Genomic DNA, 26,973 nt, shown 5'->3' with positions numbered 1-26,973 from the left:
AAACCGCACTCGGGGTCTCCCCGGGTGCGGTTCTGTTTGGGCGCCCGCGCCAGGAGGGCACCGCTTGACAGCCGTCAAGTTTGGTCACAGTACAGTCAGCCCATGCAGATTCGTGAACACGTCGATGCTGACAACCCGGCCATCATCCTGCACCCCTCGGGCACCGTCGTCAGTTTCGGTGAGCTGGAAGCCCGGGCGAACAGACTGGCGCACTTCTTCCGGGCCGCAGGTCTGGTCGAGGGCGATGTCGTGGCGATTCTCATGGAGAACAACGAGCACATCCACGCCGCGATGTGGGGCGCGCGACGCAGCGGTCTGTACTACGTACCGATCAACACCCACCTGACCGCCGCCGAAGCCGCCTACATCATCGACAACAGCAACGCCCAAGCGATCATCGGCTCGGCCGCGCTGCGCGAAACCTGCGCGAGCCTCGCCGAGAACCTGCCGGCCGGCCTGCCCGATCTGCTGCTCATCGCCGATGACGACCTGGACGGCTGGCAGAGCTACCCGCAATGCCTCGCCGACCAACCGGCCACGCCCATCGACGACGAGATCGAGGGCGATCTGCTGCAGTACTCCTCGGGTACCACCGGTCGTCCGAAGGGCATCAAGCGTCCGCTGCCGCACCTGCCCCCGAGCGAGGTGCCGGGACTGATGGCCATGCTGGTCTCGGTGTGGATGGGCCCGGGCTCGGTCTACCTGAGCCCCGCGCCGCTGTATCACACCGCGCCCTCGGTGTGGTCGATGCAGGTGCAGGCGGCCGGCCTGACCACCGTCGTCATGGAGAAATTCGACGCCGAGTCCGCACTCGACGCGATCCAGCGCTATGGGGTCACCCACGCCCAGTTCGTGCCCGCACACTTCACCCGGATGCTGAAACTGGCTGCCGACGTGCGTGCTTCCTACGACGTGTCGAGCCTCAAGCGGGTCATGCACGCCGCCGCGCCGTGCCCGGTGGAGATCAAGCAGCAGATGATCGACTGGTGGGGTCCGATCGTCGATGAGTACTACGCCTCATCGGAAGCGCACGGCTCCACGCTGATCAGTGCCGAGGAGTGGCTGAAGCACCCCGGCTCGGTCGGCAAAGCCATGTTCGGTGCCGTGCACATCCTCGACGAGGACGGCAACGAGCTGCCGCCCGGCCAGCCGGGCGAGATCTATTTCGAGGGCGGCAACGCCTTTGAATACCTCAACGATCCGGACAAGACGGCCAAGTCCCGCCATCCCCAGGGCTGGGCCACGGTCGGCGACGTCGGCTACCTCGACGACGAGGGTTACCTGTACCTCACCGACCGCCGCCACCACATGATCATCTCCGGCGGTGTGAACATCTATCCGCAGGAAGCCGAGAACCTGTTGATCACCCACCCGAAGGTGCTCGACGCCGCCGTGTTCGGAATTCCCGACGACGAGATGGGCCAGAGCGTGAAAGCGGCGGTGCAGACCGTGGACCCCGCCGACGCCACACCGGAGTTTGCGGCGGAACTGCTGGCGTGGGTACGGGATCGGTTGGCGCACTACAAGTGTCCTCGATCGATCGCATTCGAGGAGCAGCTGCCGCGTACCGACACCGGCAAGCTCTACAAGAACGAACTGGTGGCCAAGTACTCGGCGTAGCGGGCCGGGCCCGCGGGCGGGCTAAATCCCGCCGCGGGCCACCAGCTGCGCCGCGATCACGTTGCGCTGGATCTCGTTGGTGCCTTCCCCGACGATCATCAGCGGCGCATCGCGGAAGTAGCGTTCCACGTCGTATTCGGTCGAATAGCCGTAGCCGCCGTGGATGCGCACCGCGTTGAGCGCGATCTCCATCGCGGCCTCCGAGGCGAACAACTTGGCCATGCCGGCCTCCATGTCGCAGCGCTGACCACTGTCATAGCGTTCGGCGGCGTACCGGGTGAGCTGGCGGGCCGCGGTCAGTTTGGTGGCCATATCGGCCAGGTAGTTGCCCACACTCTGGTGCTTCCAGATCGGCTGGCCGAAGCTCTCCCGTTGCTGTGCGTAGGCGAGGGCGTCTTCGAGTGCGGCGGTCGCCACCCCCAACGCCCGGGACGCCACCTGGATGCGGCCGGTCTCCAGTCCTTTCATCATCTGGGCGAAGCCGCCGCCGGGTGCCCCGCCGAGCACCGCGGTCGCCGGCACCCGGCAGCCGTCGAAGCTCAGTTCGCAGCTCTCCACGCCCTTGTAGCCCAGCTTCGGCAGATCCCGGGAGATCGTCAGCCCGGCGGTGGGGTTGTCCACCAGCACCACGGAGATACCCCGGTGCTTGGGCTCGGCCTTGGGATCGGTCTTGGCCAGCAGGGCGATCAACCCGGAGTGCCGGGCGTTGGAGATCCACGTTTTGGCACCGTTGATCACCAGATCGTCACCGGCCGGCAGGGCCGTCGTCGTCATGTTCTGCAGGTCGCTGCCGCCGCCGGGCTCGGTCAGGGCCATGGTGGCCCGCAGTGCCCCGGTGGCCATGGCGGGCAGGTAGCGCTGCTTCTGCTCCTCGGTGCCGAACAGCGTCAGCAGCTTGGCGACGACGGTGTGGCCGCCCATCGCCCCGGCCAGGCTCATCCAGCCGCGGGCCAGCTCCTGCGTGACAAGCACGTAGCACGGCATCGACACCGGTGTGCCGCCGTACTCCTCGGGAACCGCGAGACCGAAGATGCCGAGGTGCTTCATCTGTTCGATCCACGCCTGCGGGTAGGTGTTGGCGTGCTCGACGTCGCGGACACTCGGTTTCACCTCGCGGTCGATGAACTGCCGGACGGTTTCGACCAGGATCGACTCTTCAGGGGTCACCGCTACACCGTATGTCAGGATTTTCCCATGACCAGCGGCCCCTACTTTGATGATCTTCAGGTCGGCCAGGTGTTCGACGGGGCACCGGCGATGACGCTGACGGCCGGTGCCGCGGCGCTGCATCAGGCGATTCTCGGCGACCGGCTGCGCCTGCCGCTGGACGCCGAGTTGTCGCGGGCGGTGACCGGGGCGACGACGCCGCTGGCCCACCCGGGGCTGGTCTGCGATGTCGCGATCGGGCAGTCGACGGTGGTCACGAGGCAGGTCAAGGCCAACCTCTTCTACCGCGGCCTGGCGTTCTTCCGGTATCCGGTGATCGGAGACACCCTGTTCACCCGCACCGAAGTCGTTGGTTTGAAGCAGAATTCGGCCAAGCCGGGGCGGGAGGCGACCGGGCTGGTGGCGCTGCGGGTCACCACCATCGACCAGGTGGACCGGCTGGTTCTCGACTTCTACCGCTGCGCGATGCTGCCGTTGTCGCCCGGTGCCCCCGACACCGGGCACAGTGACGACCTGTCCGCCGTGGGCGCGGGGCTCGCAGCGCCGCCGGATGTGACCGCGGACTGGTCGGCGGCGGAGTATCGCCAGCGGGTCCCGGGGCCGCACTTCGACCCGGGTCTGGCCGGTACGGTGCTGACCAGCACCGGCGACGTCGTCTCATCGGCCCCGGAGCTGGCCCGCTTGACTCTCAACGTCGCTGCCACCCACCATGATTCGCGGGTCTCCGGGCAGCGTCTGGTCTATGGCGGTCACACCATCGGATTGGCGCTGGCGCAGGCGTCGCGGCTGTTGCCCAACCTGGCCACCGTGCTGGGCTGGCACTCGTGCGATCACACCGCGCCGGTGCACGAAGGCGACACCCTCTACAGCGAACTGCAGGTCGAATCCGCCCGCGACAACATCCTCGAGCTACGGTCGCTGGTCTACGCCGCCGGTGCCGCCGGTGAACCGGATCGCCAGGTGCTGGACTGGCGTTTCACTGCGTTGCTGTTCTGAGTCAGGCTAGTGCGGCAGATCCCGGAACGGGGCGTCGCGGTAGGGGTCCGGCTCCTTGGGCAGGCCCAGCACCCGTTCGCCGATGATGTTGCGCTGGATCTGGTCGGTGCCGCCGCCGATCGAGGTGAAGTAGGCGTTGAGCGCCCGGAACGTCACGGCGTCGCCGACCGGATTCTCCGGACCGCTGAGCATCGACTCGGCACCGACGATCTCGGTCTGCACCCGGGCCGTCTCGTGCAGGATGCGCGACATCGCGATCTTGCCCAGCGCCAGCAGAGTGGCCGCCTCGGCGCGGTCGGAGCTGGTCTTGGCGCGCTGGGTGTTCCACCGGTTCACCGTGGCCAGAGCCTCTACCCGAGCGATCTGTTGGCGAATGTTGCTGTCCTGCAGGCAGCCCGCCTCCCGCGCCAAATCGACCACGCCGCTGGACTTCTCCTTGCGGCGAGCGGTGCGCGCGACATCGCCCATCAGGCGCCGCTCGTAGGCCAGCGCCACCTGCAGCACTGACCAGCCCTCGCCCGGTTCGCCGATCCGGTTGGCGTCGGGGACCCTGGCGTCGGTCAGGAAGACCTCGTTGAACTCCGACTCGCCGGTGATCTGGTGGATCGGCCGGACCTCCACGCCGGGCTGGCGCATCGGCAGCATGAAAAAGGTGAGTCCATTGTGCTTCGGCACGTCCGGGTCGGTGCGCGCCACCAGCATGCCGTAGTCGGCGGTGGTGGCAAAGGACGTCCACACCTTCTGGCCGTTGACGATCCAGTCGTCGCCGTCGCGTTCGGCGCGGGTGCGCAGGCCGGCCAGGTCCGAGCCGGCGCCGGGCTCGCTGTAGAGCAGGCACCATTTGCTCTCCCCGCGCAGCGCCGGGGGCAGCAGGCGACGCTTCTGCTCGTCGGTGCCGCGGTCGTGCACCGTGCAGGCGAACAAGTCGGTGCGGTCACGGCCGCTGCCCGGTGCCCCGACGGCAGCGAATTCTGCGGCCACCAAACGAGACTGACGGTCGGTCAAGCCGCGGCCGTACCACTCGGGCTCCCAGCTCGGGGCGGTCCAGCCCGCCGCGAGGATCGCCGCCGCGAACGTGGCACGGTCGGTGCCCGGCGACCAGTTGGCCGCCAACCACTCCCGAACTTCCTGGCGCAGGGCATCGTCGTCTCGAGCGTCGGGACGCGTCATCTCAGGCTCCGATCTCTTGCAGGTAACGCTCCCGGTGCCAGGAGGGGCTGCCGAAAAGCTGTGCATCACTGCGCGCCCGGCGCAGATACCGATGCGCGGGGTGCTCCCAGGTGAATCCGATTCCGCCGTGCACCTGAATGTTGGTGGCACCCACGTAGACGAAGGCATCCGAACAGTAGGCCTGAGCCAGCGCGAGGTCAGCGGTCCAGCCCGGCGCTTCCTGGGCGCCGGCCGCGGCCACATGGCGAGCTGCCGACACCGCAGATTCAGCCTCCAGCAACATGTCGGCGCACATGTGCTTGACGGCCTGGAAGCTGCCGATGGCGCGGCCGAACTGGAAGCGGGTCTTGGCGTAGTCGCGGGCCATCTCCATCGCGGACCGGGCAGCGCCGGCCTGCTCGCCCAGCAGCGCCACCGCCGAGCGATCCAGCGCCGCGGTCAACGCGGCGACTCCCTGGCCAGCCGGGCCCACCAGCGTCGCCGGGGCCTCGTCGAACCGGACGCGACACAGCCGACGGGACAGATCGACCGTGGTCAGCGGTTCCACCGTGACGCCCGGGCCGGCCGGGTCGACGGCGAAGATCGAGGGGCCTTCCTCGGAGTCGGCCATCACGTAGAGCCGCTGGGCGGTGCCGGCGTTGAGCACGAACCGCTTCTCGCCGGAAACCACCGGCGCCGCCCCACCGCGGGCCGCGGTGGCCGGCTGCTCGGGGGGCCGGGTGGAGTTGCCCTCGGCGAAGGCGACCGCGACTCGCGTGCGGCCGGCGGCGATCTCCGGCAGCACCGCCTCGCACTCCTGCCGGTCGTCGAGCGCCAGCAGCAGATTGACTCCGAGTACCGCGGTGGACAGATACGGGCCCGGGAAAAGGACGCGGCCGAGCTCCTCGGCAACCACGCCCAGCTCGATCAGTCCGGCCCCGGCGCCGCCGTACTGTTCGGGCACCAGCAGACCGAGTAGGCCCATCTGAGCCAGCTCGCTCCAGACGTCGTCGTCGGGCGAGCGTTTGGCCATCAGCTCTGCGACCGCGGTGCGCAGGGCACGCAGTTCGTCCCGGGTGGGTGCAGGCACTTCTCAGCCTTTCTCGTAGGCGTCGCGCAAGCTCGCGCATTGGCTGGCAAAGAACTTCTGCGAGACCGGCGCCTTGGGCATCAACAGGTCGAAACCGTGGAATGCGCCGGACACCGTCTCGACGTCGCAGGGCACCCCGGCTTGCCGCAGTCGCCCAGCGTAGGCCAGGTCCTCGTCATAGAACAGATCCAGGGTGCCCACCCCGATCCAGGCCGGGGCCAGCCCGCTCAGGTCGGCGCGCCGGGCCGGCACCGCCATCTGGGGTTCGGCGTCGCCCAGATAGGACGTCCAGCCGAACCGGTTGCTGCGAGGACTCCACAGCCGGTAGTGGCGATGGGCCGGCAAGGTGGCGCTGCGATCGTCGAGCATCGGATACACCAGCAGCTGCAGCACGGGGGCGACTTCACCGCGGTCGGCCGCCAGCTGGGCAAGGGCGGCGGCCAGCCCGCCGCCGGCACTGGCGCCCCCGATCGCGATGCGCGCCGGATCGACGCCGGGCAGCGCGGCCAGTCGGGTCAGCGCGGCCCAGCAGTCCTCCAGCGCGGCGGGGTAGGGGTGCTGCGGCGCCAAGCGGTAGTCCACCGACGCGACGGCGGCGCCCAGTTGCGCGCTGAACCTGCGGCAGAGCCGGTCGTCCTGAGCCGCCTGGCCCAGGACATAGCCCCCGCCGTGAATCCACAGCAGCGCCGGAGCCGGATCGGCGTTCGGCGGGCGAAAGACCCGGAGATTGGCGCCCGAGGGCAGGTCGAGCACCTCGACGCCAGCGGGCGTACGACGGCCCTGCAGGCCCATGAGCCCTCGCATCACGGGCAGGGTGGCCGGCCCGATACCGCCGCGCGGGAGTACGCGGGCGGCGCGCCGCAGATCTGGGTGGAACCCGCTGCTCACCATCGGCTCAGTATCGCGGGGGGCCGGAGCGGTTCGGCCACCAGCCCGCCGATTGCGGGCCCAAAGCCGCCCGCGCGGGGTACCCTGCGGCAATGGCGGGACCATCGCAAACCCGGGAGTTCGGACTCAACCTGGCCGGCCGACTGCGGTGGCTTGCGAGAGCGCAGACCAGCGACTACCTGCTGGCCCTCAGCGCCGCCTCCGCCGCCCTGCCGGTGGTGGGCAAGCGCCTGGAACCGCTGGGCGGGATGACCGCGATGGGGATCTGGGGAACGCGTCACATGCCGGAGTTCTTCGCCGGCGCCGCCAAGTCCTGGCTGGCCCCCGGGGCCGCCACCGCCCGCAGGCAGGCCCGCGAGCAGACCCCTGTGGTCAGCGACGCGGCGTTGCGGGGAGTCGTCAGCGCAGCCGATCTCGACATCGACTGGCCCGAGCCCGAGCAGGCGCCGCCGGTCTGGAAGGCGCTGCAGCACCGCCGGCAGCTCTACCGCTCCGGCGTGCAGTACGGCAGCGATCCCACGCAGGTCCTCGACGTCTGGCGGTCCCGCGACCTGGCGGACGGCCCAGCGCCGGTGCTCATCTATGTGCCCGGCGGTGCCTGGGTGCACGGCAGCCGCATGCTGCAGGGCTACGCGATGCTGTCGCACCTGGCCTCGCGCGGCTGGGTGTGCCTATCCATCGATTACCGGGTGGCGCCGCACAACCGGTGGCCCAGCCACATCATCGACGTCAAGACCGCGATCGCCTGGGCGCACGCCAACGTCGACAAGTTCGGCGGCGACCGCAACTTCGTAGCCGTGGCAGGCGCCTCTGCCGGCGGGCATCTGGCCGCTCTGGCTGGGCTGACCGGAAGCACTGCCGGCGACCGTGACTTCGCCGACCAGCTGCCGCCGGGCGCTGACACTTCGGTGGATGCCGTGGTGGGGATCTACGGCCGCTACGACTGGGAAGACCGCTCCACCCCGGAACGGGCCGCGTTCGTCGACTTCCTGGAGCGGGTGGTGGTGGGCCGGTCGATGCGGCGCCGGCCCGACGTCTTCCGGCAGGCGTCCCCGATCTCCCGGGTCCATCGGGATGCGCCGCCGTTCTTGATCGTGCACGGCAGCGCCGACAGCGTCATCCCGGTACAGCAGGCCCGTAGCTTCGCCGACCGCCTACAGGCGGTGTCGCACGCCAAGGTCGGGTATCTGGAGTTTCCGGGAGCCGGACACGGCTTCGATATGACCGACGGGGCCCGCACCGGCGCGATGAGTACGGCAATCGGCTTGTTCCTCAACCAGATTCATCGCGACCGCACTACAGTCGGGCGCAGACAGATCATCTGAAGCCGCAGCCGTGACACCACGCTATGGTCCGTGCATGGAGAGGGGACTGGGGTGAAGCGGCTCAGCGGGTGGGATGCGCTCCTGCTCTACAGCGAGACGGCGAACGTGCACATGCACACCCTCAAGATCGCGGTGATCGAGCTGGATGCCGATCGGCGGGGGTTCGACGTCGAGGCCTTCCGCCGGGTGATCCATGGCCGGCTCTACAAGCTGGACCCGTTTCGGTATCAGCTGGTGGACATCCCCGGAAAATTCCACCACCCGATGTGGCGGGAGAACTGCGAAGTCGACCTGGCCTATCACATCCGCCAGTGGTCGCTGCCCGCGCCGGGCGGCCGTCGCGAACTCGACGAGGCGATCGGCGAGATCGGCAGCACTGCTCTGGATCGCAGCCGGCCGCTGTGGGAGATGTACTTCGTCGACGGCCTGGCGAACAACCGGATCGCGGTGGTCGGCAAGATCCACCACGCGCTCGCCGATGGGATCGCGTCGGCGAATCTGATGGCGCGTGGCATGGACCTGGTCACCGACCCGCAGCCCGAGAGCGACACCTACGAGACCGATCCCGCCCCGACCGGCGGGCAGTTGGTGCGCTCGGCGTTCCGCGACCATCTCCGGCAGATCGGCCGGATCCCGGCGACCGTTGCCTATACCGCGGCCGGAATCCGCCGGGTCCGGGGCAGCACCCGCAGACTCTCCGCCGATCTCACCCGGCCGTTCACCCCGCCGCCGTGCTTCCTCAACCACGTACTGACCCCGCAACGCCGATTCGCCACGGCCACCCTGGCACTGGCCGACATCAAGGAGACCAGCAAGCAGTTGGGTGTCACCCTCAATGACCTGGTGCTGGCGATCGCCGCCGGAGCGCTGCGCACCCTGCTGCTGCGCTACGACGGGACCGCGGAGCACCCGCTGCTGGCGTCGGTGCCGATGAGCTTCGACTTCTCGGCCGACCGGATCTCCGGTAACCGGTTCTCCGGGGTGCTGGTCGCGTTGCCCGTCGAGGTGGCTGACGTCCGCGATCGGGTCGCCAAGGCCCGAGAGGCGGCGAACCTGGCCAAGGAGGCCCACCACCTGGTGGGGCCCGAGCTGATCAGTAGGTGGTCGGCCTACCTGCCACCGGCTCCGGCGGAGTCGCTGTTTCGCTGGCTGTCGGGCAAGGACGGCCAGAACAAGGTGCTCAACCTCAACATCTCCAACGTCCCCGGACCGCGGGAGCGGGGCAGGGTGGGCGGTGCCCTGGTCACCGAGATCTACTCGGTGGGTCCGTTGACCGCCGGCAGCGGCTTGAACATCACCGTGTGGAGCTATGTGGATCAGCTCAACATCTCGGTGTTGACCGATGCGGTCACCTTTGAGGATCCGCACGAGGTGACCACCGCGCTGGTCGATGAGTTCATCGAGATACGCCGTGCAGCAGGACTTTCCGAGCAGCTGACCACGGTAGAGACGGCGATGGCCCCGGCCTAGGGGCCTAGTCGGCGGCGAGGGCTTGCAGCTCGCGACGCACGACCTTGCCGGTGTTGTTGCGCGGCAACGCGTCCATGATGGTGATGGCCCGCGGAACCTTGTACCCGGCCAGGTTGTCGCGGACGTGCTGTTTGAGTTCCTCAACCGAGGCCGCGGCGCCGGGCTCCAGCACCACGAAGGCCACCAGGCGCTGCCCGTATTCGGCGTCGTCGACACCCAGGACGGCGGCCTCGGCCACGGCGGGATGGTTGGTCAGGGCCTTCTCGGTCTCGATCGGATAGACGTTCTCGCCGCCGGAGACGATCATCTCGTCGTCTCGGCCCACCACGAACAGCCTTCCGGCGTCGTCGATGTAGCCCAGGTCGCCGGATGCCATGAATCCGTCGTGGAACATCTTGGACTCCCCGCCGGTGTAGCCGTCGAACTGCGAGGAGTTGCGAACGAAGATCTGCCCGGTCGATCCCGGCGGGATTTCGGCGAGTTCGCCGTCCAGAATCCGGATCTCGGTGCCCGGCGCGGGCCGTCCGGCGGTGTCGGGACAGTGCCGCAGGTCTTGCGGGGTGGCCAGCGCGATCATGCCGGCCTCGGTCGCGTTGTAGTTGTTGTAAACCACGTCGCCGAAGGCGTCCATGAACGCCGTCACCACGTCGGGCCGCATCCGCGAACCGGATGCTGTGGCGAAGCGCAGTGACCTGCAAGGGTATTGGGCGCGAACTTCGTCGGGCAGTGCCATGATCCGGTCGAACATCACCGGTACCACACACAGCCCGGTCGCCTGATGCCGCTCGATCAACGCCAGAGTGGCCTCGGGATCGAACTTGCGGCGGGTGACGATCGTGCAGGCCATGGTCAGCGCCAATGCCAGCTGGGAGAACCCCCAGGCGTGGAACATCGGGGCGGCGATGACCACGGCTTCCTCGGTGTGCCAGGGGATCCGGTCGAAGATGGCCTGCAGGTCGGCGACGCCGCCACCGCCGCGACCGGAGCGGCGCGCCCCCTTGGGTGTGCCGGTGGTTCCAGAGGTGAGCATCACCAGTTTGCCCGAGCGGGATGGCTTTGCCGGCCGGCGTCCGGCGTTCGCGTCGATCAGCTCGTCGGTGGTCAATCCGGCGATCGCGCCATCGGCCCAGCTCACCACCCGTGTGCAACCCGAGTCGGCGGGAACGGCCAGATCCACTGCCGGGGTGAACTCTTCGTCGTAGACGATCAGGTCCACGTTCTCGCGGGCGACGACTTCAGCCAGGGCGGGCCCGGCGAAACTGGTATTGAGCAGCAGTACGTCGGCGCCGATCCGGTTGGCGGCCGCCAGCGCCTCGATGAACCCGCGATGGTTACGGCACATCAGCGCGACCGCTCGCGGCGGCTGGCCCCCCAGCCCGCGCAGGCCGACGGCCAGCGCGTCGCAGCGCCGGTCGAGTTCGGCGTAGGTGCACATGCCGCGCTCGTCGATGACCGCCGGCCGGTCACCGCACCGTTGGGCCGCCATGGCGATTCCGGTGGTGGTGGTGCCGCCCTCGCGGACGGCCGCGGCGGCGATCCGGACGTACTTGTCGGGGCGCATCGGCGCCAGCAGCCCGACGCGGGTGAAAGTGGCCAGCATCGAGCCGACCCGGTTCAGAGAGTCCAACGGGGCCATACCGGTCAGCCCAGGATCGGGAGACGGCGCTCGCGGGCGAGCCGATCCAGCGCGTCTTGCATGACGGCACGCACATAGGCGTCGACGACGTCGATGTCCGGGTCCTGTCCGAACTCGGCGACAATGTCGATCGGCTCACACACCTGCATGACGATCTTGGTGGGCAGCGGCACATTGACCGGCAACACCGCGGAAAGACCGAAGGGGAAACCGAACGAGATCGGCAGAATCTTGACCCGCATCAGCTTGTCCAGCCGCAGGGCCTTGGCCAGCCCGGTGCCGCGCGACAGGTAGAGCTGGCTTTCCTGGCCGCCGATCGCGACGGTCGGCACAAGGGGCACTCCGGCGTTGATCGCAGCGCGGATATAGCCTTTGCGCCCGCCGAAGTCGACCGTGTTCTCAGCCAGGGTGGGCCGGTAGACGTCGTAGTCACCGCCCGGGAAGACCACCACCACACCACCGGAGCGCAGGGCTTCGTCGGCGTTGGCATGGTTTGCCGGGATGAAGCCGGTCTTGCGGAAGAAGTCGGCGGTGTACCCGGTGAAGATCAGGTCATGGCTCAGCGTGTACACCGGACGCTCATAGCCGAAGGTGTCGTAGAACCCGGTGGCGAACACCGGCACGTCCATCGGGAACAGGCCGCCGGAATGGTTCGAGACCACCAGGGCGCCGCCGTTGGGGAACGACTCCAAGCCCCGTATCTCGGCGCGGTGATAGCCCTTGATGAACGGCCGCAGCAGACCCATGACGCGTTCGGTCAGGCCCGGATCCCATTTCGTGACAGGCCTGGCAGAGTCGTGCGACCAGTCGTTGTCCGGCGTGTCCACCCCGACCCCCTTAATTGGAACGTGTTCTAGTTTTGCCCATGCTACCGGCTCTGACCCGCGAATGGATAACATCAGCGCACTGTCCGGCCCCCGAGGGGAGTTCCGTATCAACCTGCAGGCGTACTTCGACCGTGTCTCCTACCGCGGTGCAACCGAGCCGACGTTGGAGACCCTGGCCGCCCTGGTGGCCGCACATGTCCGACGCATCCCGTTCGAGAATCTCGACCCGTTGACCGGTGTCCCGGTGGTCGACCTCAGCGCAGCGGCGCTGACCGCCAAGCTGGTGACCCGGGCGCGGGGCGGCTACTGCTACGAGCACAACAACCTGATGTTCGAGGTGCTCGACGAGCTCGGGTTCGCCCCCCAGCGGTTGGCCGCACGGGTGGTGTGGATGACACCCGAAGGGTTGGACGGCCCGCCGCGCCCCCAGACCCACCAGGCTCTGGCGGTGACCATCCCCGGCTCGGATCAGCGGTATCTGGTCGACGTCGGCTTCGGCGGACAGACGCCGACGGCCCCGATCCCCCTGGTCCCCGATGCCGTCCAGCAGACCTCCCATGAGCCGTTTCGGCTGCGCGAACACGGTGCCGAATACGTGTTGGAGACCATGATCGGCCAGCGCTGGCGGCCGCTGTATGTCCTGGCGATGCAGCCGAGGCCACTGATCGACATGCAGGTGGGCAGCTGGTACGTGTCCACCTACCCCGAGTCGAACTTCGTCGTCGGCCTCAGCGCGGCACTGGTCACCGATGACGCGCGCTGGAACCTGCGGGGGCGCAACCTGGCCGTCCACGCCGGCGGCGGTACCGAGCGGGTCAGGTTCAGCGACGCCGCACAGGTGTGTGCCGCGCTGAGCGAACGCTTCGGTATCGATCTGACCGGACTGGGCGACATCGAAGCCACCGTGGCCGCGGTGTTGGACACCTGATGGCGAGGTTCGTAGCGGCGGGCGCGGTGGCGTGGGCGGGATTGGCGTTGGCCGGTGTGGCCTCGGCCGCCCCGATGCCGGGCATCGAACTGCTGGACGACAACAGCAGCTGCACAGCGGGTTTCGTCACCCAAAACGACGAGGGTGACTATTACCTGCTGACCAGCGGTCACTGCGACTCGCACGACGGGTCGGAATGGACCGACGCCTTCGAGACGCCGCTGGGACGTATCACCGCGAGCGAAGACAACGGCGAGGACCGCGACGCCGCCATCATCCGGCTCGACCCGGCGGCCGGTCGACCTAACCCCAAAATCGCCGGCCGTTACCTGGTGGCCAACGTGCTGACCGCCGACCAGATTCACGTAGGGATGACGATCTGCAAGATCGGTGCCCAGACCGGTGAAACCTGCGGTCCTGTCAGCGCCATCATCGGCAACCTTGTGGAGACGGATGTATACAGCACCATCGGCGACAGCGGCAGTCCCGGTTATGTGGTCAACCCGGACGGCACCGTCAGCGCGGTCGGTCTGCTGATGGGCGGACCGGTGGACGACGACTACTCCACCGACTTCGTCCTGCTGGACCCATTCCTTCGCCAGTGGGGATTACACGTAGTGCGTTAGAAGCTGCCCAATTCCACCCGGCCTGCGCGCCTGCAGGTGCATTCTGGAGCTATGGGTCACTACAAGAGCAATGTGCGCGACCTGGAATTCAACCTCTTCGAGATGCTCGACCTGGAGAAATGCCTGGCCGGCGACGCGTTCGGCGATCTCGACGGCGACACCGTCCGCCAGATGCTGTCAGAAGCCGCCCGGCTGGCCGAGGGGCCCGTGGCGGCGTCATTCGCCGACAGCGACCGTCACCCGCCGGTGTTCGACCCGGCCACGCACAGCGTGTCGCTGCCGGAACCCTTCAAGGAGTCGTTGCGGGCCTGGCGGGAGGGCGAATGGTTCCGCATCGGCCTGCGCGAGGAAGTCGGTGGGGTGCCGGCGCCATCGATGGTGTCCTGGGCGATCAACGAACTGGCGTTGGGCGCCAACCCCGCCGTGTTCATGTTCATGGCCGGTCCGATCTTCGCCAACATCCTCTACGACCTGGGCAACGAGCAGCAACGGCACTGGGCGTCGATGGTGGTCGACCGGAACTGGGCCGCCACCATGGTTCTCACCGAACCGGACGCCGGCTCCGATGTCGGTGCGGGCCGCACCAAGGCCGTCGAGCAGCCCGACGGCAGTTGGCATATCGACGGGGTGAAGCGGTTCATCACCAACGGCGACACCGACGACATGTTCGAGAACATCATGCATATGACCCTGGCCCGTCCCGAGGGCGCCGGGCCGGGTACCAAGGGGCTGAGCCTGTTCCTGGTGCCGAAATTCCTGCCCGATCCCCAGACCGGGGAACCCGGCGAGCGTAACGGGGTGTTCGTCACCGGACTGGAACACAAGATGGGACTGAAGGTTTCGACCACCTGCGAGCTGACCTTCGGCCAGCACGGCGTCCCGGCGAAAGGCTGGTTGGTCGGAGACACCCGCAACGGCATAGCGCAGATGTTCCATGTCATCGAGTACGCGCGAATGATGGTGGGTACCAAGGCAATCGCTACGCTGTCCACCGGATATCTCAATGCGCTGGAATACGCCAAAACCCGTATTCAGGGTGCGGACATGACGCAGATGACCGACAAGACCGCGCCGCGGGTGACGATCATCCACCACCCGGATGTGCGGCGTGCTCTGATGATGCAGAAGATCTACGCCGAGGGGATGCGGGCCCTGTACCTCTACACCGCGGCGCACCAGAACGATGAGGTGGCGTTGCAGGTTTCGGGCGCCGACGCCGAGATGGCAGCACGAGTCAACGACTTGCTGCTACCGATCGTCAAGGGCGTCGGATCCGAACGGGCCTACCAGTATCTGACCGATGCACTGCAGACTTTCGGTGGTTCCGGTTTCCTGCAGGACTATCCGATCGAACAGTACATCCGGGACGCGAAGATCGACTCGCTCTACGAGGGCACCACCGCCATCCAGGCCCAGGACTTCTTCTTCCGCAAGATCGCCCGCGATCGCGGTGTGGCCCTGGCTCACCTGATCGCTCAGATCGAGGAATTCCTCGACAGTGCCGACGGCCGAGAGGAACTGACCGAATCCCGAAAGCAGCTGGCCGTCGCGCTCGATGACACGCGGGCCATGGTGACCGCCATGACCGGATACATGTTCGGCTCGCAGCAGCAGGCCCGCGAGCTCTACCGGGTGGGCCTGGGTTCGGTGCGATTCCTGCTGGCAGTCGGCGACCTGGTGATCGGGTGGCTGCTGTTGCGCCAGGCCGAGGTCGCCCTGACTGCCCTCGACCACGGGGCCTCCGGCGAGCACGCGCACTTCTACCAGGGGAAAGTGGGTGCGGCAAAGTTCTTCGCCGTCAACGTGTTACCCCGCCTCGGGGTGGATCGACGCATCGTGGAGACCGAGGACCTCGCACTCATGGACCTGCCCGAGGAAGCCTTCTGAAGCGATCGGTCAGCGCGGCCGGGGTTCAGCCGCGCCGTTGGCGCACCTTGTAGGTCGACGGCCACGACACGCGGGTCTCGTCACCGACCAACGGTGTCCCCTTGGTGCCGACGGTGACGTTGTAGGCCTCCTCGCCGGGGCCGACCTCGCGGTTGGCGTGTTCGGCGGCAAGGTAATACAGCTGGTCGATCTCCAGGTCGATGAAGGCGACGAAGCTCGTCTTACGCACCGCATCGCCGAACCCGGCGGTCATCCGGTCGGTCAGGAGGCGCGACCCGATCGCCGCCGCACTGAGAATCCCAAACGGAATCACCCAGTGGCACAGATAGATCAGCGGATCGTGCGGTTGGCGCACGGCGGCATCGGCCAGTGCGATCGGGGGCACCGCCGCGCAGACCGTCATCGCCGCGAGCACACCCAGCCAGCCCCACGTCATCCGCTTCACCAGGGGCGCGAACAGCTCGGATTGCGCCACCGGCGCCGCCACGTCGGCCGTGACGACGGCTTCCACCGCGGATCTGCGCAGGGCGACGCCGGTGAGCAGCGTCCCGAGCAGGCCGGCGAAACTCAACGGCAGCAGCCAGCTGCGTGTTGCGGCAAATCCCCACGGCAGCACTGCCAGCAGTGTGAACGTCGCCAGGGCCCCGCCCGCCAGGACCCGTAGCGACGGCTCACGACCGGTGGCCGCGGCGGCCAACGCTGCGGCCAGCGCCACCGCCGCGGCGATCACCGGCGGAGCATTTCCCACCAGCACCCAGTACAGCCCCCATGGTGCAAACCGCGACAGCACGCCCACAGAACGGCAGTATAGGGGCTTACCGTTGTAGCAACAGCAGGTGAACCCGGGCGGGCCGGCGCCGGATCAGGCGTCCAGGGTGTAGCCCATCGGCATCAGCACGCTCTTCTGCTGGGTGAAGTGCTCGACACCCTCTTTGCCGTTCTCCCGGCCGATCCCGGAGTTCTTGTAACCGCCGAAGGGGCAGCACGGGTCGAAGGCGTACCAGTTGATTCCGTACGTCCCGGTGCGGATCTTCTTGGCGATCTCGATCCCGCGCTCGACGTTGGAGGTCCACACGCTGCCGGCGAGTCCGTACACCGAGTCGTTGGCGATCGCGACCGCGTCGTCCTCGGTGTCGTAGGCGATGATCGACAGCACCGGTCCGAAGATCTCCTCCTGGGCGATGGTCATGGAGTTGTCCACGTCGGCGAAGACGGTCGGCTCGACGAAGAAGCCGGAGGCCAGCTCCTCGCGCCCCGTGGGGCGTGAGCCGCCGCAGACCAGCCGCGCCCCCTCCTCGATGCCCTTGGCGATGTAGCCCTCCACGCGCTCCCGCTGCTTTTCGCTGATCAGCGCACCGATCTGGGCGGCCGGGTCGTCCGGCAGACCGACCGGCAGCGCGGCGACGAAGTTCTTGACGGCCTCGACGACTTCCTCGTAGCGAGACCGCGGCGCCAGGATGCGGGTTTGGGCAACGCACGCCTGCCCGGTGTTCATGATCCCGGAGAACACCAGCATCGGGATCGCCGATGCCAGGTCGACGTCCTCGAGCACGATGGACGCCGACTTTCCGCCCAGTTCCAGCGTGCACGGCTTGAGCAGTTCCGCGGCGCGCTTGCCGATCTCCTTGCCGACCGCCGAGCTGCCGGTGAAGGAGAAGATGTCCACGTCCGGGTTGGAGGTCAGCGCCTGACCTGTCTCGGCGCCGCCCGGCACCACCGACAGCACACCTTCGGGCAGACCCGCGTCGGCGAACGTCTGCGCCAGCAGGTTCGCGCTGAACGGCGTCTCGGCAGCCGGCTTGAGCACCACCGTGCAGCCGGCCAGCAGGGCCGGACCCAGCTTGTTGACCGCAAGGAACAGCGGCACGTTCCACGCGACGATCGCACCGACCACCCCGATCGGCTCGCGGCGCACAATCGTCTGACCGTAGGCGCCGGTGCGAACCTCTTCCCAGCTGACCTCGTCCACGGCGGGACCGGCGAAGAAGTTCAGGGCGCCCAGCGAGCTCATCCAGTGCATGGTCTCGACACTCATGGGGGGCTGGCCGGTCTCGGCGCCCAACAGGCGGGTGAACTGGTCCTTGCGCTCTTCCATGAGCTTGATTGCGGCGACGATCACGGCAGCGCGTTCGGCCGGCGGGGTCGACGGCCACGGGCCGGAGTCGAACGCGCGACGCGCCGCCGCGACTGCGTTGTCAACGTCCGCCTTGGCCGCCAGCGGCACCTTGCCGACATACTCGCCGGTGGCCGGGCTGCGAACCTCGATCACCTGATCGGTGGACGGGGCGGTCCACTTGCCGCCGATGAAGAGGGTGTCGTATTCGGTGATGCTGGAGTCGGTCATGGGCGCCACCCTACCTAGCCGGCGCACTGATTAGAACACGTTGCAGTCAATCGTTCAGTTCGGTCGCAGTACCAGCACCAGGTTGCTCACGCCGAACTCGCGAATGCCCGGCGCCTTCGTCATGGGCCACGCCCATCGCGGGTGATAACGGGGGAAAGCCGCCACCAATGTGCCGGTGTGGCGGGCCCAGTCCAGCCCCGCGGCGGCCGACACCGCGAACAATGACGAGCCGTAGTTGTTCTTCGGCGGGTGGCCGTGCCGGCGGGTATAGCGCCGGGCGGCCCGGTGCCCGCCCAGATAGTGACTGAGCCCCATTTCGTGGCCGCCGAACGGACCCAGCCACACGGTGTAGGAGAGCACCGCCAGGCCGCCTGGCCGGGTGACCCGCAGCATCTCATTGCCGAGTCGCCAGGGCCGCGGCACATGCTCGGCGACGTTGGAGGACAGGCAGATGTCCACGCTGGCATCCGCGAACGGCAGGGCCATCCCGGAGGCCCGCACGAACCTGCCCGGGGAAGACGCGGCCCGTGCGGCATGCATGGCGTGGACTTCCCCGGGGTCGGGTTCCACGCCGATGTAACGCAACCCGGCGCCGGCGAACGCGCTGGCGAAGTAGCCCGGTCCGCCCCCGACGTCGAGCAGTGTCTTTCCGGCCGGCTCGTCGCCGTGGACCCCCCGCCACAGCTCGGCGACCATGGCCGCGGTGTCTGTGGCCAGCGCACCGTAGAACCGTGCCGGTGCGGTCTGCTCGTAGCGGAACTGGGAAAGCAGGCGCACCGAACGGCCCAGCGTCGCGTGTCGCGCGAACAGGTCGGTGGCAGCCACCGGGCCAGCGTAGGCCCCGCCACCGCCCGACCCCGGCGCCCACCGGTCCGCCCCCGCCCTCCTGCCCGCATATTCGGCGGGACGCGGCGAGCGGGCCGACTACGCTGGTCGGCGTGTCTGCTGTGCGGTCGGTCCTGCTGCTGTGCTGGCGTGACACCGGGCATCCGCAGGGCGGCGGCAGTGAGACCTACCTGCAGCGCATCGGTGCCGAGCTGGCCGCTGCCGGCGTGGCGGTCACCCTGCGTACCGCCCACTATCCCGGGGCGCCCAAGCACGAGGTCGTCGACGGGGTGCGCATCAGCCGCCGGGGCGGCCCGTACACGGTGTACCTCTGGGCGTTGGCCGTGATGGCGGCGGCTCGCGTCGGCCTGGGTCCTCTGCGGGGCGTGCGGCCCGACGTGGTGATCGACACCCAGAACGGGCTGCCCTTTTTGGCGCGCCTCATCTACGGACGCCGGGTCGCGATGCTGGTGCATCACTGCCACCGCGAACAGTGGCCGGTAGCCGGGCCGGTGCTGAGCCGGATCGGCTGGATGGTCGAGTCGAGGCTGTCGCCGTGGCTCAACCGGCGCAATCAGTACGTGACGGTGTCGTTGCCGTCGCTGCGCGACCTGGTCGAACTGGGTGTGGGCGCCGAGCGCATCGCGGTGGTGCGCAACGGCCTCGACGAGGCGCCGCCCGCCACGCTGACACACCCGCGCTCGCCGGCGCCGCGGGTGGTGGTGTTGTCGCGCCTGGTTCCGCACAAGCAGATCGAGGATGCGTTGGAGGCCGTGGCGGCGCTGCGCGCCCGTATCCCGGACCTGCACCTCGACGTCATCGGCGGGGGGTGGTGGGCAGACCGGCTGGTGCAGTACGCCGCGGAGCTCGAGATCACCGACGTGGTGACCTTCCATGGCCATGTCGATGAGGTCACCAAGCACGAACTGGTGCAACGGGCCTGGGTCCATGTCCTGCCCTCCCGCAAGGAGGGTTGGGGGTTGGCGGTCATCGAAGCGGGCCAGCACGGCGTGCCCACCATCGGCTACCGGGCCTCCGGCGGGTTGTCGGACTCGATAGTCGACGGGGTCACCGGGATGCTGGTCGACGACCGTGACGGGCTGGTCGAGCAACTCAGGCGATTGCTGGCCGACGCGGTGCTGCGCGAGCAACTCGGCGCCAAGGCGCAGGCCCGCAGTGCCGAATTCTCCTGGGGGCAAAGCGCCGAGGGGCTGCATGCGGTATTGAGAGCGGTACAGGAACGTCGCTACGTCAGCGGCGTGGTCTGAAAAGCTTGCGCGGGAGGCGATGCCGGTGACTGACCAACCCACGAGTCCGGTGCTGCTCTACGACGGCGTCTGCGGGATCTGCAATCGATCCGTACAGACCATTCTCCGGTTCGACCGGCGCGGCACGCTGCGATTCGCAGCGTTGGACAGCGATTTCGCGCGCGCGGTCATCGCGCGCCACCCGGGGCTGGGCGACATCGACTCGATGATCTTCGTGCACAACCCGGGCCGGCCCGACGAGCGCATCGACGTGCGCTCGGCGGCCGCCCTGCGGGTTCTGAGCTATCTGGGTGGCCCGTTCCGGCTGCTGCTCGCCGCCCGCATCATCCCGGCGGGGCTGCGCGACTGGCTCTACGACCGTTTCGCCGCGGTGCGCTATCGGTTGGGCGGTCGGCACGACACCTGCCCCGTCCCCGGGCCGGCTGTGCGGGCCCGCTTCCTGGACGCCTAAGTGCCCATCGCTGCTTACCTAGTCGACACGTTCACATCGGTGAGGTTCCGGGGGAACCCCACCGGTGTAGTGCTGCTGGACGGTCCCGCCGACGCTTCGTGGATGCAGGCTGTGGCAGCAGAGTTCAACTGCCCCGCAACAGCATTCATCGATCTGGCTCACGGGGATCCCGGCCCGCGAAGTCTGCGGTGGTTCAGTCCGGTGGCCGAATTGGCGTTGTGCGGCTCCGGAACCCTGGCCAGTGCTCATGTATTGGGCGGGGACCAATCCTTCCGGGCGGGCGATCGCTTGCTGGCTTGCACGACGGATTCCGATGGCGCGATCAGGATGACGTTTCCGGCGGACCCCGTGCGCGGCGCGGCGCCGACTGCGGAGCTGGTGGCAGGCCTGCCCGGGGTGAGCATCCGCTCGGTGTGGCGGGGCAGCCTGGACGTGGTCGTGGAAGCGGGGTCAGCTGCCGAAGTCCGGGCGCTGGCGCCGGACACGGCGTCGCTGGCGAAGGTAGCCGCGCGTGCCGTCGTGGTTACGGCAGTCGGTGACGGCGACGCCGACATCGTGAGCCGGGTGTTCGCACCCCGCTTCGGGCTGTCCGAGGATCCGGTGACCGGCTCGGCGCACTGCACTCTTGCCGCGCTGTGGGGCGGGCGTCTCGGAGTCGAGGAATTCTCGGCGGAACAGGCCTCGCCGCGAGGTGGGCGATTGCGGGTGCGCCGTGACGGCGACCGTGTCCTGCTGATCGGGCACGCGGTGACCGTCTTCAGTGGGGAACTTCGCCGTTAACCGCGCAGGCGTCGTCGCAGCGGCGCCGCCGCCAGACCTGCCGCGCCCGCCACCAGCATCGCCAGCCAGACCAGATGCGCAGCTATCGCAGCCCGCCGCGGCCCGGTCGGCACCTTCGGTGCATGGCCGCCAACCCGGTACACCGTCAGATCCGCATCCCGATAGGCCACCGGAAGCCGAGTCAGAGTCTTTTCGGCAGCACCGATCTCGCCCTGCGCATCGGTCTCTCGAACAACCCAGCCCACGCCCTTGACGCCGAGCGCAGCCGGTTCGGCGCCGGACAACAGCGCCTCCTGCACCGTCCGCGCGCGAGTGCCCTCTCCGGGCACGGTTTGCCCGCCGACCATCAGATCGCCGGTGGTGAGTACCTCGGCGCGCACCCAACGGGGCAGCGGGTCCAGTACCGGGGCGGTACCCGCCCAGGGGAACCGGCGGATGGCGTCGGCGGGCAGCACGGCCACCGGACGAGGATCGGCGTTGATCTTGGCCGCCACCGCCGCCCACCCCGGTGGGTAGTGCACCGGTGTCACCCGGCCGGCCACGCCCCAGGCCAGGTCCGGCAGGACGACGATCAGCGCGACGCAGCAGGCCAGCGCGGCTCGGGCCGGCGGCAGCCGCTTGCGCAGGCCCACCACCGCCCCCGCTCCGGCCAGCGCGTAGCCCGGCACCGCCAGCGCCACCCACTTCTGGCCGTCGCGCAGCATTCCGAGTCCGGGCGCGATGTCGGTAGCCCAGCGCAGCAGGGCCACACCGGGGCCCGTGGCCAGCAGGGCGAAGGCCAGCACCGTCGTTGCGGCCAGGGCCAGCAGCGGCCGTACCGCAGGCAGGTCCCGCACCGACGACCAGCCCAAACCCAGCACGGCCAGGAACACCACGGTGGCCAGCAGTGCGAAGGTGGTACGTGATGCCGGGACCGCTTCGGAGTTCCAGATTCCGCCGAGCCCGGCGAGGCTTCCCAGGGTGCCCAGACCCGGCTCGGCGCGGGCCGCGAACGCCGCCGCCCCGGCCGATTCGCCGTGCGCCGACCCCGGGCTCAGCACCAGCGCCGTGAGCCAGGGCAGGGCGGCTGCCGTAGCGATCGCCATGGCGCTGAGGGCACACCACCAGCGCGGCGGTCCGTCGCCGGGTGCCGCGACACACACCAGCGCCACCACGGTCGCCAGCACCAGGCCGGTCGGGGTCAGCCCGGCCAACGCCAGAAAGAACACCAAGCCGAACAGTCCGGTCGCCCCGGAGCGCAGCCCCAGCATCGCCACCGCCGCCCACGGCAGGCAGCCATAGCCCACCAGCAGACTCCAATGGCCCTGCAGCAACCGCTCAGCCACATAGGGGTTCCAGATCGCCACGGTGACCGCGATCAGCTGACCGGGCAGCCCGGCTTCGGGCAGGACGATGGCCACCAGGCGTGCGGCTCCCCAGCCAGCCAGCCATAGACCCACCACCAGCAGTGCTTTGACCACGATGCCGCCGTCGGCCAGCCGGGAGGCCAGGGCGACGGCGAAGTCCTGCGGAATCGCTCGTGGTGCCGACTCGCTCAACCCGAGGGCAGCTCCGGTCAGGTAGGACCGCGGCGTGGAAACCGCGTCTCGCAGCAGCAGATACCCAGGCCGCAGCAGGGGCGCCAGAATCAGCAGCGTCAGGCCGAGTGCATAGCACGGCGCCCACCAGCGCCTGGCTTGCACCACCGCGGAACTACGGCTGGTCGGGCGCCGAATCCGGGGTGCCGCGATCCGGGGCGCTCGGCTCGGGTGGCGCCGAGGGCCGGTCCAGTTGGGGACGTTGCGTCGGCAGCTTCTCGGTCTCGGCCTCAGCTCCCGACGGTTGCTGGGCGGTCGGCGACTTGGGCGCGAACCCGCCGAAGAACCCCTCCTCGGAGCCCAGGCGGCCGGGGCGTCCCAGAGCGGCCTCGGCGGGCAGGCTGAACCAGCCGACCAGGACACCGCTGAGCAGACAGATCAGACCCGCGGCGGTGAAGGTGATCGGCAGGACCCGCGACCACAGGGCTAAGCGATCCCGCTCGTTGCGGGCGGCGTCGACCTGCGCCTCGATGGTCTCCTCGGAGCTGGTGATCGTGTAGTCCACCAGCGCGACCTCCGGCTTGAGCGGGTCACGCGCGTAGTAGTGGTTGGCGTGCACTTTCGACTTGACGATGGTGCCCGAGACGGGGTCGACCCACATCGTGCGCTGCGCGGCGTAGTACCGCGTCATCGTGATGTCCTCGTCGGGATCGGCGCCTTCGATGTTCCACATCCGGGCCGGCGCGGTGATCTCGCCGTCTTCGTCGTGGCCGTACAGCGACGGGTAGCGGATCGGCTCGTTGAGGCTGCCGTCTTCGTCGTAGCCCACGTTCTGCAGGAAGCGGTAGGTGGTCAGCCCGTTGACGTCGTCTTCGCCCTCGTAGTTGGCCTCGTAGGCCTTCTGGGCGATCGGGTCGAAGTACTGGTAGGACTGCTTCTTGGTGTCGAAGGGGAACCGGTAGGACAGCCCCTCGTGGGGCAGCGCGATATTGGTGGGCGGGTTCTCGTCCCCGAAATTGCGCGGTCGCTGCACCGAGCCGCCCGGGTGGGTGTCATCGGAAATCGCCCGGGCGGTTGTGCGGTTGAGGGTCACGGTGTCGACGATGGCCAACAGCAGGCCGGTGTCCTTCTGCCGATCCCCGCGCCGCAGCGACGATCCGACCTGCAGGGTCACCACGTCGGCGTTGGCCGGCGACTCGACTGTGATCTGCTCCTGTGACACCAGCGGCACGTCGTGGTCCACGGCGGCGTGTTCCCGGCCGAGGGACTCGGGGTCCAGGGCGGCGCCGCTGCCGTTGCCGACCAGCGTGACGTCGAGATCGAGTGGGATCTTGGCGATCTTGCCCGCGGTATAGGTGGACAGCAACAGAGCCGCGATCAGCAGGGCGGCGCCGAGGCCCATGACTGCGCATGCCGCGATACGCATCATGATTGCTCGGTTCACGTCGCCGCACCCTCCAGTTGAGCCCGCATCTAAATTTGTTCGACCCTAACAGCAGCAGATGAAACAGCTACTGTGTGTCCATCGAAGCTTCGGTCCCTAATCAGATGAACCAGCAGGTGGGTGGCGTTCGCAGCTTCCTGCCCGCTGTCGAGGGTATGCGCGCCTGCGCGGCCATCGGCGTGGTGATCACCCATGTCGCATTTCAGACCGGGCACTCGTCGGGGATCAGCGGCCGCTTGTGGGGCCGGTTCGACATGGCTGTCGCGGTGTTCTTCGCCTTGAGCGGATTCTTGTTGTGGCGGGGGCATGCAGCCGCCGCGCGCGGGCTGCGTCCGGCGCCGCAGACCGGCCATTACCTGCGGTCGCGGCTGGTGCGGATCATCCCGGCCTACCTCGTGGCGGTGGTGGTGGTGCTGGCGCTGCTCCCCGACGCCGAGGGAGCCAGTCTGACGGTCTGGCTGGCCAACCTCACCATGACGCAGATCTATGTGCCGCTGACGCTGACCCCGGGACTGACCCAGATGTGGAGTCTGGCGGTGGAGGTCAGCTTCTACCTCGCGCTGCCGCTGCTGGCGCTGGCGGCGCGCTGGTTGCCGGTGCGCGCGCGAATTCCGGCGATCGCGGCCGTGGCGCTGCTCAGCCTCGGCTGGGGATACCTGCCGATCCATACGCCCTACGGGGTGAACCCGCTGAACTGGGCGCCGGCCTACGGCTGCTGGTTCGGTGCGGGCATGCTGCTCGCGGAGTGGACCTACAGCCCGGTCGGCTGGGTGCACCGGCTGGCCCGACGGCGGCTGCCGATGGCGGGCGTGACCCTGGTGGCGTTTCTGGTGGCGGCCTCACCGCTGGCAGGCCCGGAAGGGCTCACCTCGGCAACCGTCGAGCAGTTCATCGTGCGGACCGCGATGGGCGGGGTGCTGGCGTGGTCGCTGTTGGCCCCACTGGTGCTGGACCGGCCCGACACCGCGCACCGGTTCTTGGCCAGCGCGCCGATGGTGACCCTGGGCCGCTGGTCCTACGGGATCTTCATCTGGCACCTGGCGGCACTGGACATGGTCTTTCCGGTGATCGGGCGCTTCGCATTCACCGGGGACATGGCGGTGGTGCTGGCGCTGACGATGGTTTTCACCGTCGCGATCGCCGCGGTCAGCTACGCCCTGGTGGAGCAACCGTGTCGGGAGAAGCTGCGCGGCTGGGAGAACCGGCACGCGCCGCAACGCCCGGGCTCGCCTCAGGCAGCCCGACCCGACGGGGTGTACTCGGATGCGTCGCTGGTGAACTCGGGCGTGCCGTAGGTCTGCAGGCGCCGTTTGAGCAGCCGGAGGACGTAGGCTCCTGTGATGCGCCGCAGCCCGGGGATGCGGGCGGCGCGCTGCACCAGCATGAGGCGGCCGACCACGAACGGAGTCGTCAGCGCCACCCGGGCGTAATCGCCGAGACCGAGCGTGACACCCATCTTCGCGGCCACGTCGCGCTGGCCGCCGCTGAACATCCGGACGAAAAACACCTTGCTGTAGCTCTTCTCGACCGCGTCGGCGATGCGTTCGCGCAGCGTTTCTTTCGGCCGCAGGTAGGCGGCCATCGTTGAGCGCACCATCTCTCCGCAGGTGGCGTCGTCGAAGTCGTCGCGCAGCAGTGCCGCGCGGGCACTGAACACCCGGATGATCTCGGCGGGTGTGGTCGGCAGCAACTCTTGGGGCAGTCCGAGCAGGAAGTTGCGGTAATGGGTGAACTCGACGACGGCACGTTCACTCGGGGTGAATTCGGTGCGGCCCTTGCGGTGGGCGTCCATCGCCAGCACGAAGAGATTGATCATCCCGGCGGGCATCTGGTCGATCTGCGGGATCGGCAGCCCGTAGATGCCGATGTCCCATTTCGGGGAACGCTTCAGGGCGTTGAAACGGACCATCGAGTGCATCAGGCGCACCATCGCCGCCGCCTCGAATCCCGGCCCGTGCCGGTCCAGCGCGCCGGGCAGGGTGGTGACGGTGAAGAAGCTGGTGGTCTCGTTGACTCGCCGGGCCGCGCGTTTGCCGGTCAGCGCGCCGGTCAACGCCATCGGAAGTGCTGCGTAGGTGTTGAGGAAGGTCGCGATGAACGATCCCCGCACCACGAACGGCGCCAAGAGGGCCATCGGCACCTGAGACTCCTCGGCGCCCTTTCGGACCAAGTCCATGTCCAGCCAGTCCGGGGTGGCTTCCATATCGGCGATGAGCGCAGCCAGTTCGGGCGGCGCGTCGGGCACTGCCTCGAGGCCCTTGCGGCAGGCGGTCTTGAGCATGCTGATCAAGCTGGTGACGCTGTACTGGCCCATCAGGGCGGCGTAGGAGTCCGCCACCACGTCGCCGAGCCAGGTCGCGGTCGAGATCAGTTCGACGGCAGCTTCATCGGCCAGCAGCTTGGCGCGGGTGGCGGGCTTGGCGCGCAGCGATGACACGTCGTCGGGGTCGGTCGTGGTGCGGTAGGGCTGCACATCGAAGTTCAGGTCGCCGTAAAGAGCCGGGAGCAGCTCGGCCTGGCGGCGGACGCGCTCGTACAGCTCCGGGTAGTGCGTGGGCATCCAAGAACCTCCGATGACTAGCAGATTCCGAGTGATCGGTCTGGCGTGCCGGCCGGCGGTGAATTCGGTGGCGACACCGGGCCGCGCATCACGAACCCCGCACAATGGCACAAACTTATGTAATTGTGTCACGATAGCACGCGGGAAGTCCCCGCTGAAGGAGGCGGCCGCCGCG

The 26,973-nt window shown here is 68.5% G+C and carries 23 protein-coding genes; 11 read left to right on the top strand and 12 right to left on the bottom strand.

The genetic code is table 11. The features are described from left to right. Nucleotides 1-102 precede the first annotated feature (102 nt). A complete protein-coding gene (gene fadD4 / locus G6N14_RS16545) occupies nt 103-1,620 on the top strand; it encodes a fatty-acid--CoA ligase FadD4 (RefSeq protein ID WP_085134176.1) in 1,518 nt (505 codons plus the stop codon). Nucleotides 1,621-1,641: 21 nt separating this feature from the next. On the opposite strand, the gene G6N14_RS16540 is transcribed toward fadD4, so the two are convergent. Continuing rightward, nucleotides 1,642-2,787, bottom strand: coding sequence for an acyl-CoA dehydrogenase family protein (locus tag G6N14_RS16540; RefSeq protein WP_109559675.1), 1,146 nt, complete (start codon nt 2,785-2,787; stop codon nt 1,642-1,644). A gap of 27 nt (nt 2,788-2,814) precedes the next feature. On the opposite strand from G6N14_RS16540, the gene G6N14_RS16535 reads away from it, so the two are divergent. Continuing rightward, a complete protein-coding gene (locus tag G6N14_RS16535; protein WP_085134175.1) occupies nt 2,815-3,783 on the top strand; it encodes a MaoC family dehydratase in 969 nt (322 codons plus the stop codon). A gap of 6 nt (nt 3,784-3,789) precedes the next feature. On the opposite strand, the gene G6N14_RS16530 is transcribed toward G6N14_RS16535, so the two are convergent. Genes G6N14_RS16530 through G6N14_RS16520 form a run of 3 tightly spaced genes read right to left on the bottom strand, consistent with a single transcriptional unit; the run spans nt 3,790 to nt 6,913 of the window. After that, nucleotides 3,790-4,953, bottom strand: coding sequence for an acyl-CoA dehydrogenase family protein (locus G6N14_RS16530; protein WP_085134174.1), 1,164 nt, complete (start codon nt 4,951-4,953; stop codon nt 3,790-3,792). Nucleotide 4,954: 1 nt separating this feature from the next. Beyond that, complete coding sequence (locus G6N14_RS16525) at nt 4,955-6,022, bottom strand: acyl-CoA dehydrogenase family protein (protein WP_234808788.1); 1,068 nt, start codon at nt 6,020-6,022, stop codon at nt 4,955-4,957. Between the two features lie 3 nt (nt 6,023-6,025). Then, nucleotides 6,026-6,913: an alpha/beta hydrolase gene (locus G6N14_RS16520; RefSeq protein WP_085134173.1), complete on the bottom strand. Its 888-nt coding sequence runs from the start codon at nt 6,911-6,913 to the stop codon at nt 6,026-6,028. Nucleotides 6,914-7,002: 89 nt separating this feature from the next. Here G6N14_RS16520 and G6N14_RS16515 point away from each other — a divergent pair, with 89 nt between their 5' ends. Both G6N14_RS16515 and G6N14_RS16510 read left to right on the top strand, forming a co-directional pair. Further along, nucleotides 7,003-8,235, top strand: coding sequence for an alpha/beta hydrolase (locus G6N14_RS16515; RefSeq protein ID WP_085134172.1), 1,233 nt, complete (start codon nt 7,003-7,005; stop codon nt 8,233-8,235). Between the two features lie 51 nt (nt 8,236-8,286). Beyond that, nucleotides 8,287-9,705, top strand: coding sequence for a WS/DGAT/MGAT family O-acyltransferase (locus G6N14_RS16510; RefSeq protein ID WP_085134171.1), 1,419 nt, complete (start codon nt 8,287-8,289; stop codon nt 9,703-9,705). A gap of 4 nt (nt 9,706-9,709) precedes the next feature. Here G6N14_RS16510 and fadD12 read toward each other — a convergent pair whose 3' ends face one another. Both fadD12 and G6N14_RS16500 read right to left on the bottom strand, forming a co-directional pair. Then, nucleotides 9,710-11,341, bottom strand: coding sequence for an acyl-CoA ligase FadD12 (fadD12, locus tag G6N14_RS16505; protein WP_085134170.1), 1,632 nt, complete (start codon nt 11,339-11,341; stop codon nt 9,710-9,712). Between the two features lie 5 nt (nt 11,342-11,346). Beyond that, nucleotides 11,347-12,087 carry a 1-acyl-sn-glycerol-3-phosphate acyltransferase gene (locus G6N14_RS16500; protein ID WP_234808794.1) on the bottom strand — a complete coding sequence of 247 codons (741 nt, stop codon included), beginning with the start codon at nt 12,085-12,087 and terminating at the stop codon, nt 11,347-11,349. A gap of 142 nt (nt 12,088-12,229) precedes the next feature. Here G6N14_RS16500 and G6N14_RS16495 point away from each other — a divergent pair, with 142 nt between their 5' ends. Genes G6N14_RS16495 through G6N14_RS16485 form a run of 3 tightly spaced genes read left to right on the top strand, consistent with a single transcriptional unit; the run spans nt 12,230 to nt 15,609 of the window. Next, the gene (locus tag G6N14_RS16495; RefSeq protein ID WP_085134169.1) at nt 12,230-13,096 is read left to right on the top strand and encodes an arylamine N-acetyltransferase family protein; all 867 of its coding nucleotides are present in this window, start codon (nt 12,230-12,232) and stop codon (nt 13,094-13,096) included. Then, nucleotides 13,096-13,722: a S1 family peptidase gene (locus tag G6N14_RS16490; RefSeq protein ID WP_085134168.1), complete on the top strand. Its 627-nt coding sequence runs from the start codon at nt 13,096-13,098 to the stop codon at nt 13,720-13,722. Before G6N14_RS16495 ends, G6N14_RS16490 begins: the two co-directional genes overlap by 1 nt. Nucleotides 13,723-13,773: 51 nt before the next feature. Continuing rightward, complete coding sequence (locus tag G6N14_RS16485; RefSeq protein WP_085134167.1) at nt 13,774-15,609, top strand: acyl-CoA dehydrogenase; 1,836 nt, start codon at nt 13,774-13,776, stop codon at nt 15,607-15,609. Nucleotides 15,610-15,634: 25 nt separating this feature from the next. Here G6N14_RS16485 and G6N14_RS16480 read toward each other — a convergent pair whose 3' ends face one another. The 3 genes from G6N14_RS16480 to G6N14_RS16470 all read right to left on the bottom strand — a co-directional run bounded on the left by G6N14_RS16480 (nt 15,635) and on the right by G6N14_RS16470 (nt 18,778). Next, nucleotides 15,635-16,405 carry a hypothetical protein gene (locus G6N14_RS16480; RefSeq protein ID WP_085134166.1) on the bottom strand — a complete coding sequence of 257 codons (771 nt, stop codon included), beginning with the start codon at nt 16,403-16,405 and terminating at the stop codon, nt 15,635-15,637. Between the two features lie 66 nt (nt 16,406-16,471). After that, nucleotides 16,472-17,953, bottom strand: a complete 1,482-nt coding sequence (locus G6N14_RS16475) for an aldehyde dehydrogenase (RefSeq protein WP_085134165.1) — start codon at nt 17,951-17,953, stop codon at nt 16,472-16,474. Nucleotides 17,954-18,007: 54 nt separating this feature from the next. Then, the gene (locus G6N14_RS16470) at nt 18,008-18,778 is read right to left on the bottom strand and encodes a class I SAM-dependent methyltransferase (RefSeq protein WP_085134164.1); all 771 of its coding nucleotides are present in this window, start codon (nt 18,776-18,778) and stop codon (nt 18,008-18,010) included. 113 nt (nt 18,779-18,891) lie between these two features. Here G6N14_RS16470 and G6N14_RS16465 point away from each other — a divergent pair, with 113 nt between their 5' ends. From G6N14_RS16465 to G6N14_RS16455, 3 genes are read left to right on the top strand one after another with little or no spacing between them, the layout of a single operon-like run. Then, nucleotides 18,892-20,046: a glycosyltransferase family 4 protein gene (locus G6N14_RS16465; RefSeq protein ID WP_085134163.1), complete on the top strand. Its 1,155-nt coding sequence runs from the start codon at nt 18,892-18,894 to the stop codon at nt 20,044-20,046. Between the two features lie 19 nt (nt 20,047-20,065). After that, nucleotides 20,066-20,497, top strand: a complete 432-nt coding sequence (locus tag G6N14_RS16460) for a thiol-disulfide oxidoreductase DCC family protein (RefSeq protein ID WP_109559673.1) — start codon at nt 20,066-20,068, stop codon at nt 20,495-20,497. Next, complete coding sequence (locus G6N14_RS16455) at nt 20,498-21,277, top strand: PhzF family protein (protein ID WP_264079973.1); 780 nt, start codon at nt 20,498-20,500, stop codon at nt 21,275-21,277. On the opposite strand, the gene G6N14_RS16450 is transcribed toward G6N14_RS16455, so the two are convergent. Continuing rightward, nucleotides 21,274-22,962, bottom strand: a complete 1,689-nt coding sequence (locus tag G6N14_RS16450) for an MmpA family trehalose lipid delivery protein (RefSeq protein ID WP_085134162.1) — start codon at nt 22,960-22,962, stop codon at nt 21,274-21,276. The genes G6N14_RS16455 and G6N14_RS16450 overlap by 4 nt on opposite strands. A gap of 7 nt (nt 22,963-22,969) precedes the next feature. Then, the gene (locus tag G6N14_RS16445) at nt 22,970-24,238 is read right to left on the bottom strand and encodes a cell envelope lipid trafficking protein PgfA (RefSeq protein WP_163787204.1); all 1,269 of its coding nucleotides are present in this window, start codon (nt 24,236-24,238) and stop codon (nt 22,970-22,972) included. A 104-nt stretch (nt 24,239-24,342) separates the two neighbouring features. Between G6N14_RS16445 and G6N14_RS16440 the strand changes: the two genes are divergently transcribed. Continuing rightward, nucleotides 24,343-25,533 carry an acyltransferase family protein gene (locus G6N14_RS16440; protein ID WP_085134160.1) on the top strand — a complete coding sequence of 397 codons (1,191 nt, stop codon included), beginning with the start codon at nt 24,343-24,345 and terminating at the stop codon, nt 25,531-25,533. Here the strand turns inward: G6N14_RS16440 and G6N14_RS16435 are convergent. Continuing rightward, entirely contained in the window at nt 25,470-26,798 is a 1,329-nt protein-coding gene (locus G6N14_RS16435; protein ID WP_085134159.1) for an oxygenase MpaB family protein, read from the bottom strand. The genes G6N14_RS16440 and G6N14_RS16435 overlap by 64 nt on opposite strands. Nucleotides 26,799-26,973 lie beyond the last annotated feature (175 nt).

Origin of the sequence: Mycolicibacter hiberniae (assembly GCF_010729485.1) — a bacterium.
Taxonomy (GTDB): Bacteria; Actinomycetota; Actinomycetes; order Mycobacteriales; family Mycobacteriaceae; genus Mycobacterium; species Mycobacterium hiberniae.
Note: the sequence above shows the minus strand (reverse complement) of the source record. Positions and strands in the feature narration are given on the sequence as shown.

Bases quoted from the DNA above. Each gene is read 5' to 3' on its own strand.
- fadD12 (WP_085134170.1), bottom strand. From the start codon at position 11,341: ATGGCCCCGTTGGACTCTCTGAACCGGGTCGGCTCGATGCTGGCCACT.
- G6N14_RS16515 (WP_085134172.1), top strand. From the start codon at position 7,003: ATGGCGGGACCATCGCAAACCCGGGAGTTCGGACTCAACCTGGCCGGC.
- G6N14_RS16500 (WP_234808794.1), bottom strand. From the start codon at position 12,087: ATGGGTCTGCTGCGGCCGTTCATCAAGGGCTATCACCGCGCCGAGATA.
- G6N14_RS16435 (WP_085134159.1), bottom strand. From the start codon at position 26,798: ATGCCCACGCACTACCCGGAGCTGTACGAGCGCGTCCGCCGCCAGGCC.
- G6N14_RS16485 (WP_085134167.1), top strand. From the start codon at position 13,774: ATGGGTCACTACAAGAGCAATGTGCGCGACCTGGAATTCAACCTCTTC.
- G6N14_RS16530 (WP_085134174.1), bottom strand. From the start codon at position 4,953: ATGACGCGTCCCGACGCTCGAGACGACGATGCCCTGCGCCAGGAAGTT.
- G6N14_RS16495 (WP_085134169.1), top strand. From the start codon at position 12,230: ATGGATAACATCAGCGCACTGTCCGGCCCCCGAGGGGAGTTCCGTATC.
- G6N14_RS16490 (WP_085134168.1), top strand. From the start codon at position 13,096: ATGGCGAGGTTCGTAGCGGCGGGCGCGGTGGCGTGGGCGGGATTGGCG.
- G6N14_RS16460 (WP_109559673.1), top strand. From the start codon at position 20,066: ATGCCGGTGACTGACCAACCCACGAGTCCGGTGCTGCTCTACGACGGC.
- G6N14_RS16535 (WP_085134175.1), top strand. From the start codon at position 2,815: ATGACCAGCGGCCCCTACTTTGATGATCTTCAGGTCGGCCAGGTGTTC.
- G6N14_RS16440 (WP_085134160.1), top strand. From the start codon at position 24,343: ATGAACCAGCAGGTGGGTGGCGTTCGCAGCTTCCTGCCCGCTGTCGAG.
- fadD4 (WP_085134176.1), top strand. From the start codon at position 103: ATGCAGATTCGTGAACACGTCGATGCTGACAACCCGGCCATCATCCTG.
- G6N14_RS16475 (WP_085134165.1), bottom strand. From the start codon at position 17,953: ATGACCGACTCCAGCATCACCGAATACGACACCCTCTTCATCGGCGGC.
- G6N14_RS16520 (WP_085134173.1), bottom strand. From the start codon at position 6,913: ATGGTGAGCAGCGGGTTCCACCCAGATCTGCGGCGCGCCGCCCGCGTA.